Here is a 9,766-nt window from a genome sequence, read left to right as displayed (position 1 = left end):
CACAGGGTGCGCAGTCTCTGCGCACCGCCTCTCCCCCGCACCCTCCCGTTTTGAGGAAGACAAATGAACCAGGAACTGACCAACAACCCGTTCAACCCCGTCGCCCCGGTGAAGACCTTCGACGAGATCAAGGTGTCGCTGGCATCGCCCGAGCGGATCCTGTCGTGGTCCTACGGCGAGATCAAGAAGCCGGAAACCATCAACTACCGTACGTTCAAGCCCGAGCGTGACGGTCTGTTCTGTGCGCGTATCTTTGGCCCGATCAAGGATTACGAATGCCTCTGCGGCAAGTACAAGCGGATGAAGTATCGCGGCGTCGTCTGCGAGAAATGCGGCGTGGAAGTCACGCTGCAGAAGGTCCGCCGCGAGCGCATGGGCCACATCGAACTGGCCGCGCCCTGCGCCCATATCTGGTTCCTCAAGTCGCTGCCCTCGCGCATCGGCCTGATGCTGGACATGACCCTGCGCGATCTGGAACGCGTGCTCTACTTCGAGAACTACGTCGTGATCGAACCGGGCCTCACCGACCTCACCTACGGTCAGATGATGACCGAAGAAGAGTTCATGGACGCCCAGGACGCCTATGGCATGGACGCCTTCACCGCCAACATCGGCGCCGAAGCGATCCGCGAGATGCTGGCCGCCATCGACCTCGAGTCCGAGGCCGAGACCCTGCGCGCCGATCTGAAAGAGGCGACAGGCGAGCTGAAGCCCAAGAAGATCATCAAGCGTCTGAAAGTCGTCGAGAGCTTCCTGGAATCCGGCAACCGTCCCGAGTGGATGGTCATGACCGTCATTCCGGTCATTCCGCCGGAACTGCGTCCTCTGGTGCCGCTGGACGGTGGCCGCTTTGCGACCTCCGACCTCAACGACCTGTACCGCCGCGTGATCAACCGGAACAACCGCCTGAAGCGGCTGATAGAATTGCGCGCGCCCGACATCATCGTCCGCAACGAAAAGCGGATGCTGCAGGAATCGGTCGACGCCCTGTTCGACAACGGCCGTCGCGGTCGGGTCATCACCGGTGCCAACAAGCGTCCGCTCAAATCGCTGTCCGACATGCTCAAGGGCAAGCAGGGCCGCTTCCGTCAGAACCTTCTGGGTAAGCGAGTCGACTTCTCCGGGCGGTCTGTCATCGTGACCGGCCCCGAACTGAAGCTGCACCAGTGTGGCCTGCCGAAGAAGATGGCGCTCGAGCTGTTCAAGCCGTTCATCTACTCGCGGCTTGAAGCCAAGGGCCTGTCCTCGACCGTCAAGCAAGCCAAGAAGCTGGTCGAAAAAGAGCGCCCCGAGGTCTGGGACATCCTCGACGAGGTGATCCGCGAGCACCCGGTTCTGCTGAACCGCGCGCCGACGCTGCACCGTCTGGGCATCCAGGCCTTCGAACCCACGCTGATCGAAGGCAAGGCAATCCAGCTGCACCCGCTGGTCTGCTCGGCCTTCAACGCCGACTTCGACGGTGACCAGATGGCCGTTCACGTGCCGCTCTCGCTGGAAGCCCAGCTGGAAGCCCGCGTGCTGATGATGTCGACCAACAACGTCCTGTCGCCCGCCAACGGCGCGCCGATCATCGTTCCCTCTCAGGACATGATCTTGGGCCTCTACTACCTCACCATCCAGCGCGATGGCATGAAGGGCGAAGGCATGGCCTTCTCGTCCATCGAGGAAGTCGAGCACGCGCTCGGCGCCGGTGAAGTGCACCTGCACGCCAAGATCACCGCGCGGGTCAAGCAGATCGATGAAGACGGCCTCGAAGTGATGAAACGCTACGAGACCACCCCGGGCCGTCTGCGCCTGGGTGGCCTTCTGCCGCTCAACGCCAAGGCACCCTTCGACCTGGTCAACCAGCTCTTGCGGAAGAAGGACGTCCAGCGCGTCATCGACACCGTCTACCGTTACTGCGGTCAGAAAGAGTCGGTGATCTTCTGTGACCAGATCATGGGCATGGGCTTCAAGGAAGCGTTCAAGGCCGGCATCTCCTTCGGCAAGGACGACATGGTCATCCCCGACACCAAATGGCCGATCGTCGAAGAGACGCGTGACCAGGTGAAGGACTTCGAACAGCAGTACATGGACGGTCTGATCACCCAGGGTGAGAAGTACAACAAGGTCGTCGATGCCTGGTCGAAGTGTAACGACAAGGTCACCGAAGCCATGATGGCGACCATTTCGGCCGACCGCACCGATGAAAACGGCGCGGTGATGGAGCCGAACTCGGTCTACATGATGGCCCACTCCGGGGCGCGGGGCTCGGTCACGCAGATGAAGCAGCTGGGCGGGATGCGCGGCCTGATGGCGAAGCCGAACGGCGACATCATCGAGACGCCGATCATCTCGAACTTCAAGGAAGGCCTGACCGTTCTTGAATACTTCAACTCGACCCACGGCGCGCGGAAAGGTCTGTCGGACACCGCTCTGAAAACGGCGAACTCGGGTTACCTGACCCGTCGTCTGGTGGACGTGGCACAGGATTGCATCGTGCGTCTGCGCGACTGCGGCACCGACCGGGCGATCACCGCGGAAGCGGCGGTCAACGACGGCGAGATCGTCTCGTCGCTGGGCGAGCGCATCCTGGGCCGAGTTGCGGCCGACGATGTGCTGCAGCCGGGCACCGAAGAGGTGGTCTGCAAGGCAGGCACGCTGATCGACGAGCGCATGGCGGACACCATCGAGGACGCCGGCGTTCAGAAGATGCGCATCCGCAGCCCGCTGACCTGTGAAGCCGAAGAGGGCGTCTGCGCCAGCTGCTACGGCCGTGACCTCGCACGCGGGACCATGGTCAACACCGGCGAAGCGGTGGGCATCATCGCGGCACAGTCGATCGGTGAACCGGGCACGCAGCTGACGATGCGGACCTTCCACATCGGCGGCGTGGCCCAGGGTGGCCAGCAATCCTTCCAGGAGGCCGGCACCGAGGGTATCGTGACCTTCGAGGGCGCCAGCACGCTGGAGAACGCCGTCGGCGAGACCCTGGTGATGGGCCGGAACATGAAGCTCATCATCCAGGACGAGCACGGCGCCGAACGGGCCAGCTTCAAGCTGGGCTACGGCACCAAGCTCTTCGTCAAGGAAGGCTCCAAGGTCGGCCGGGGGGACAAGCTCTATGAGTGGGACCCCTATACCCTGCCGATCATCGCCGAGAAGGACGGTATCGCCCGTCACGTCGACCTGGTGAACGGTGTCGCCGTGCGCGAAGAGACCGACGATGCCACCGGCATGACCCAGAAGATCGTCGCCGACTGGCGTGCGGCGCCGAAGGGCAACGAGCTCAAGCCCGAGATCATCCTGATCGACGGCGACGGCGAGCCGGTGCGCAACGAGGCGGGTAACCCGATCACCTATCCGATGTCGGTCGACGCCATCCTCTCGGTCGAGGACATGGCCGAGGTCAAGGCAGGTGACGTCGTGGCGCGTATTCCGCGCGAAGGCGCGAAGACAAAGGACATCACCGGTGGTCTGCCGCGTGTGGCCGAGCTCTTCGAAGCACGTCGTCCGAAAGATCACGCGATCATCGCGGAAATCGACGGCTACGTGCGCTTTGGCAAGGACTACAAGAACAAGCGCCGTATCAGCATCGAGCCGTCCGACGACAGCATGGAGCCGGTCGAATACATGGTGCCCAAGGGCAAGCACATTCCGGTTCAGGAAGGTGACTTCGTCCAGAAGGGCGACTACATCATGGACGGCAACCCGGCGCCGCACGACATTCTCGCCATCATGGGGATCGAGGCTCTGGCCAACTACATGATCGACGAGGTCCAGGACGTCTATCGACTGCAGGGTGTGAAGATCAACGACAAGCATGTCGAAGTGATCGTGCGCCAGATGCTGCAGAAGTGGGAAATCCAGGACTCCGGCGACACCACGCTGCTCAAGGGCGAACATGTCGACAAGGCCGAATTCGATGCCGCCAACGAGAAGGCGCTGTCGAAGGGGGGCCGCGAGGCCCAGGGCGAGCCGATCCTTCTGGGGATCACCAAGGCCTCGCTGCAGACCCGCTCCTTCATCTCGGCGGCCTCCTTCCAGGAGACCACCCGGGTGCTCACCGAAGCTTCGGTGCAGGGCAAGAAGGACAAGCTGGTCGGCCTGAAGGAGAACGTCATCGTCGGCCGTCTGATCCCGGCCGGGACCGGTGGCGCGACGCAGAAGATGCGTCGCATCGCCCAGGACCGCGACAACGTGGTGATCGAGGCACGCCGCGAGGAAGCGGAAGCCGCGGCCGCGCTGGCAGCGCCCTCCGACGACATGGTGGGCGGCGACGCCTTCACCCAGCCGGTGATGGACGAAGACAGCCGCGACTGAGTGCGCTGATCCGACAAGATCGACCCCGTCCGGTTCACCGGGCGGGGTTTTTTGATGGAGCGCCTGCGGCGCGCTGGTTTCGTGGTGCCCTTGGCCGGGGGGTGTGCGTCTGTCGGCAGGACGGCGTGCCTAGGCTGGCCGGGGGGTGGCGTATTTTTGAAAGAGAAGAAGGGCAGGGGGGATGCAGGACAACACCCGTGGCGCGCTGTTGATGATGGGGTCGATGGCGGGGTTCACCTTCAACGACACCTTCGTGAAGCTGACCGGCGGCGCGGTGCCGCTGTTTCAGCTGGTCTTCCTGCGCGGGGTGATTGCCAGCCTCTTCCTGTTCTTTCTCGCACGGCACATGGGCGCGCTGCGGCGCGACCTGTCGCGGCGGGACTGGACGCTGGTCTGCATCCGGTCGTTGACCGAGGTCGGGGCGACGGTGTTCTTTCTCTCGGCGCTGTTCCGCATGCCGCTGGCCAATGTCACCGCGATCCTGCAGTTCCTGCCGCTGAGCGTGGCGCTTGGCGCAGCGCTGTTCCTGCGCGAACCGGTGGGCTGGCGGCGCTGGATCGCCATTGCGGTGGGTTTTGGCGGCATGCTGCTGATCGTGCGGCCGGGGCCTGAGGGGTTCTCCGACGCGACGCTCTTTGCGCTGGTGGCGGTGGCCTGTTCGACCCTGCGCGACCTGGTGACCCGATCGATGTCGGTCGAGGTGCCGTCGTTGCTGGTGTCCTTCATGGGGGCGCTCTGGGTGATGATCTTTGCCGGGCTGGCCAGCCTGCCGGGGGGATGGGAGCCGATCGCGCCGCTGCATGCGCTCTACATCCTGATCGCCTCGGGCTTCATCCTGGTGGCCTATCTCTGCTCGGTGCTGGTGATGCGGGTGGGCGAGGTCGCCTTTACCGCGCCGTTCCGCTACACCGGGCTGATCTGGGCGCTGATCCTGGGCTACCTGGTCTGGGGCGAGTTTCCCGAGCCGCTGACGCTGCTGGGGGCGTTCATCGTGGTGGCCATGGGGGTCTTCACCCTATGGCGCGAGGCGCGGCGTTCCCGCAAAAATCGCGCGTACCCGGTCAGATGAGATCGCGAAGCTCTGCTGGAAGGTCAGTTCGCCGGCGGCGTCGAGCCGCTTGAGCCTGACCTTCGAGACCTTCTCGCCCTGGCGGCTGTCGTTGTGGTCGTTGTGGCCGCGCACGAACATCGGCTCGTGGGTGAAGGTGACCGTCGGCATGAAGCGGTTGAGGCGGTTGTGGCCGAAGTTCATGATGGTGTGGCGCGCCCAGGGTTTCACCGCCATGGCCAGCGCTACGCCCCAGTAGGGCGTGACAGTCTCTTGTGCCAGGATGCCGCCGCTGTCGGGCCGGGCGATGTAGCCGCGGTTGAAGTCGAAGCCCACCAGCCGGTGATCGCGCAGGAGCCCCGGGCAATCGGCGGCGGCCTCGCGTAGGCGCTGGACGAAGGTGACGGCGACGGCGTCGTCGTCGTCGTGGCGGAACTGCAGGCAGGGCTGGCCCAGGTCGTCGCGGGCGTCGTTGAGGATCTCGGCCATCACCGGGCGGTGCTCGCGCGGCGGCTGTGCCACGATCCGGGCCTGTGGGAAGTCGGCGACGAGGTCGTGCAGCCGGTCGGAATAGGGTTTGGGCAGCTGGTCGCCCACCACGATCAGGAAGCTGAAATCGCCGTCGGTCTGGGCCTTGAGGCCGGGCAGAGTGATCGCCTCGAACTGGCGGAAGCGTTCCTCCATCCGCTCGGGCGCATAGAGATAGGCGATGCGGTCGTCGGTACTGTCATGTTCGACCTGGAAACCGCCAAGCGCCGGGTAGGAAAACCGACACAATCCAATGACCTGCACTCTGCTCACTCCACCTGGGGCCGGGGCGGCCTTTGCCGCAGACTTGCATTCCGGCGGCGCTCTTGGCAAGCAGGCGAGCAGGTCCTGGGGCCGGCGCGCCCCGGCCCCCGGTGGGGCTGTTGACAAGCCCCGCGACTCCCCCTATACGCCACCCTCATCTCGGCTTCGGGGCCATCCCGCGTGCCGACATCATATTGTAGTGGTCAAGATCCGGGCAGTTAGCGCTCCGATCCTCTGATAACCAACCGCGTCGCAGACCTCGGAATGGCTGTGATCGCGGGTTTTGCGCTTGTGGACGTCCGAGACGCCCGCTGCGCAGCCAAGACAAACACCGCATGGGGTCGCCCTCATGCATATTGAATGAGAGCGAAAGCGGAGACGATACCTCTATGCCAACGATCCAACAGCTGATCCGCAAGCCGCGGCAGCCGAAAGTCAAACGGTCCAAGTCGCAGCACCTGGAGCAATGCCCGCAGAAGCGTGGCGTCTGTACCCGTGTCTACACCACCACTCCGAAGAAGCCGAACTCGGCAATGCGGAAAGTGGCCAAGGTGCGCCTGACCAACGGTTACGAAGTGATCAGCTACATCCCCGGTGAAAGCCACAACCTGCAGGAGCACTCGGTTGTGCTGATCCGCGGCGGTCGTGTGAAAGACCTTCCGGGTGTGCGTTACCACATCCTGCGCGGTGTTCTGGATACCCAGGGCGTCAAGGATCGTAAGCAACGTCGTTCGAAGTACGGCGCGAAGCGGCCCAAGTGACGCGTTGAGCGTCATCCCCGTCTTACAGGGGATCTCGTTGAATTGAGGTCCTCGGGCCAGGCCCGAGGATGACAAGAGGAAAGAAAAAAGATGTCACGTCGTCACGCCGCTGAAAAACGCGAAGTTCTGCCCGACGCCAAGTACGGCGACCGGGTTCTGACCAAATTCATGAACAACCTGATGATCGACGGCAAGAAGTCCGTTGCCGAGAAGATCGTCTACAACGCGCTCGACCGGATCGAATCCAAGGTCAAGCGCGCGCCGGTGGAGCTGTTCCACGAAGCGCTCGACAATATCAAACCCTCGGTCGAGGTCCGCTCGCGCCGTGTGGGTGGTGCCACCTACCAGGTGCCGGTCGAAGTGCGCCCCGAGCGCCGCGAAGCCCTGGCGATCCGCTGGCTGATCAACGCCAGCCGCGCCCGCAACGAAAACACGATGGAAGAACGCCTCGCAGGCGAGCTGCTGGATGCTGTCAATTCCCGCGGTTCCGCTGTTAAGAAGCGCGAAGACACCCACAAGATGGCCGACGCGAACAAAGCGTTCAGCCATTACCGCTGGTAAATTCAGAGGCTTTATCCCATGGCACGCGAATATCCGCTCGACCGCTACCGCAACTTCGGCATCATGGCCCATATCGACGCAGGCAAGACCACCTGCTCGGAACGGATCCTGTTCTACACCGGCAAATCCCACAACATCGGTGAGGTGCACGACGGTGCCGCCACCATGGACTGGATGGAGCAGGAGCAGGAACGCGGGATCACCATCACCTCGGCTGCGACCACCACGTTCTGGGAACGCACCGAAGACGGCGTTTCCCCCGACAGCCCGAAGCACCGCCTGAACATCATCGACACCCCCGGCCACGTCGACTTCACCATCGAAGTCGAACGTTCGCTGGCGGTTCTCGACGGTGCTGTCTGCGTGCTCGACGCCAACGCCGGTGTCGAACCCCAGACCGAAACCGTGTGGCGTCAGGCTGACCGCTACAAGGTTCCGCGCATCGTCTTCGTCAACAAGATGGACAAGATCGGCGCCGACTTCTTCAACTGCGTTCACATGATCCAGGACCGCACCGGTGCGCTTCCCGTGCCCGTCGGTATCCCGATCGGCGCCGAGAACGAGCTCGAAGGCCTGATCGACCTGGTCACCATGAAGGAATGGCTGTGGCAGGGTGAAGACCTTGGCGCCTCCTGGGTGCAGGCCGACATTCGTGACAGCCTGAAGGACCAGGCCGAAGAATGGCGTGGCAAGATGATCGAAGCCGCCGTCGAAATGGACGACGACGCGATGGAAGCCTACCTCGAAGGCGAAGAGCCCGACGTGGCCACCCTGCGCAAACTGCTGCGCAAGGGCACGCTGTCGCTGTCCTTCGTTCCGGTTCTTGGCGGTTCGGCCTTCAAGAACAAGGGCGTCCAGCCGCTGCTCAACGCCGTGATCGACTATCTGCCCAGCCCGCTGGACGTGGTCGACTACATGGGCTTCAAGCCCGGCGACGAGACCGAGACCCGCAACATCCCGCGTCGCGCGGACGACAACATGGCCTTCTCGGGCCTGGCGTTCAAGATCATGAACGACCCGTTTGTCGGCTCGCTGACCTTCGTGCGGATCTATTCGGGCAAGCTCGCCAAGGGCGACTCGATGCTGAACTCGACAAAAGGCAACACCGAGCGTGTCGGCCGGATGATGATGATGCACTCGAACAACCGCGACGAGATTTCCGAAGCGTTTGCCGGCGACATCATCGCGCTTGGCGGCCTGAAGAACACCACGACCGGTGACACCCTGTGTGACAAGTCCGATCCGGTGGTTCTGGAAACCATGACCTTCCCCGACCCGGTGATCGAGATCGCCGTCGAGCCCAAGACCAAGGGCGACCAGGAGAAGATGTCGGCCGGCCTCGCACGTCTGGCGGCGGAAGACCCGTCGTTCCGCGTCGAGACCGATCTGGAATCCGGTCAGACCATCATGAAGGGCATGGGCGAACTTCACCTCGACATTCTCGTCGATCGCCTGAAGCGCGAATTCAAGGTCGAAGCCAACATCGGTGCGCCGCAGGTGGCCTACCGCGAGACCATCGGTCACGAGGTCGAGCACACCTACACCCACAAGAAACAGTCGGGTGGCTCTGGTCAGTTCGCCGAGGTCAAGCTGGTCATCACCCCAACGGAGCCGGGCGAAGGGTATTCCTTCGAGTCCAAGATCGTTGGTGGTGCGGTTCCGAAGGAATACATCCCGGGTGTCGAAAAAGGCATCAAGTCGGTCATGGACTCCGGTCCGCTGGCAGGCTTCCCGGTGATCGACTTCAAGGTTGCCCTGATCGACGGCAAGTTCCACGACGTTGACTCCAGCGTTCTGGCCTTCGAAATCGCGGCACGTATGTGCATGCGCGAAGGTATGCGGAAAGCCGGCGCCAAGCTGCTGGAACCGATCATGAAGGTCGAAGTGGTGACGCCCGAGGATTACACCGGCAACATCATCGGCGACCTGACGTCCCGTCGGGGTCAGGTGACCGGCCAGGAGCCGCGCGGCAATGCCGTGGCGATCAATGCCATGGTGCCGCTGGCCAACATGTTCGGCTACATCAACACCCTGCGCTCGATGTCTTCGGGCCGTGCGCAGTTCACCATGCAGTTCGACCATTACGACCCGGTGCCGCAGAACATCTCTGACGAGATCCAGGCCAAATACGCATAAGCAGCGGTGCGCCGTCACGGCGCACCCTACAACCCCCCGTAGGGTGCGCATCCCTGCGCACCGCACGATCAATTCAAGGGAGCCACTACCATGGCAAAGGAAAAGTTTGAGCGTTCCAAACCGCACTGCAACATTGGCACCATCGGCCATGTTGACCACGGCAAGA

6 protein-coding genes and 1 pseudogene are annotated in these 9,766 nt (G+C 63.0%); 6 read left to right on the top strand and 1 reads right to left on the bottom strand.

Going from position 1 to position 9,766, the window contains the following annotated elements; translation table 11 throughout:
• Positions 1-63: 63 nt before the first annotated feature.
• Together rpoC and ACN0SE_RS19860 are read left to right on the top strand one after the other, a co-directional pair.
• Positions 64-4,302, top strand: coding sequence for a DNA-directed RNA polymerase subunit beta' (gene rpoC, locus ACN0SE_RS19865; protein ID WP_417526269.1), 4,239 nt, complete (start codon positions 64-66; stop codon positions 4,300-4,302).
• A gap of 181 nt (positions 4,303-4,483) precedes the next feature.
• Positions 4,484-5,371, top strand: coding sequence for a DMT family transporter (locus ACN0SE_RS19860; protein WP_417526268.1), 888 nt, complete (start codon positions 4,484-4,486; stop codon positions 5,369-5,371).
• On the opposite strand, the gene ACN0SE_RS19855 is transcribed toward ACN0SE_RS19860, so the two are convergent.
• On the bottom strand, positions 5,318-6,142 hold the full coding sequence (locus ACN0SE_RS19855) for a putative rhamnosyl transferase (protein ID WP_417526267.1): 825 nt from the start codon (positions 6,140-6,142) through the stop codon (positions 5,318-5,320). The genes ACN0SE_RS19860 and ACN0SE_RS19855 overlap by 54 nt on opposite strands.
• A gap of 389 nt (positions 6,143-6,531) precedes the next feature.
• Here ACN0SE_RS19855 and rpsL point away from each other — a divergent pair, with 389 nt between their 5' ends.
• From rpsL to ACN0SE_RS19835, 4 genes and pseudogenes are all read left to right on the top strand, one after another.
• Entirely contained in the window at positions 6,532-6,903 is a 372-nt protein-coding gene (gene rpsL, locus ACN0SE_RS19850; RefSeq protein ID WP_005862801.1) for a 30S ribosomal protein S12, read from the top strand.
• A gap of 90 nt (positions 6,904-6,993) precedes the next feature.
• The gene (rpsG, locus tag ACN0SE_RS19845; protein ID WP_417526266.1) at positions 6,994-7,464 is read left to right on the top strand and encodes a 30S ribosomal protein S7; all 471 of its coding nucleotides are present in this window, start codon (positions 6,994-6,996) and stop codon (positions 7,462-7,464) included.
• Between the two features lie 18 nt (positions 7,465-7,482).
• Positions 7,483-9,600 carry an elongation factor G gene (gene fusA / locus ACN0SE_RS19840; RefSeq protein ID WP_417526265.1) on the top strand — a complete coding sequence of 706 codons (2,118 nt, stop codon included), beginning with the start codon at positions 7,483-7,485 and terminating at the stop codon, positions 9,598-9,600.
• A gap of 90 nt (positions 9,601-9,690) precedes the next feature.
• Positions 9,691-9,766, top strand: a pseudogene (locus tag ACN0SE_RS19835) (elongation factor Tu); the annotation flags it as partial.

It is taken from the genome of Marinovum sp. (assembly GCF_048263515.1).
In the GTDB taxonomy this organism is placed as follows: Bacteria; Pseudomonadota; Alphaproteobacteria; order Rhodobacterales; family Rhodobacteraceae; genus Marinovum.
This window is presented reverse-complemented; position numbering and strand designations above follow the sequence as displayed.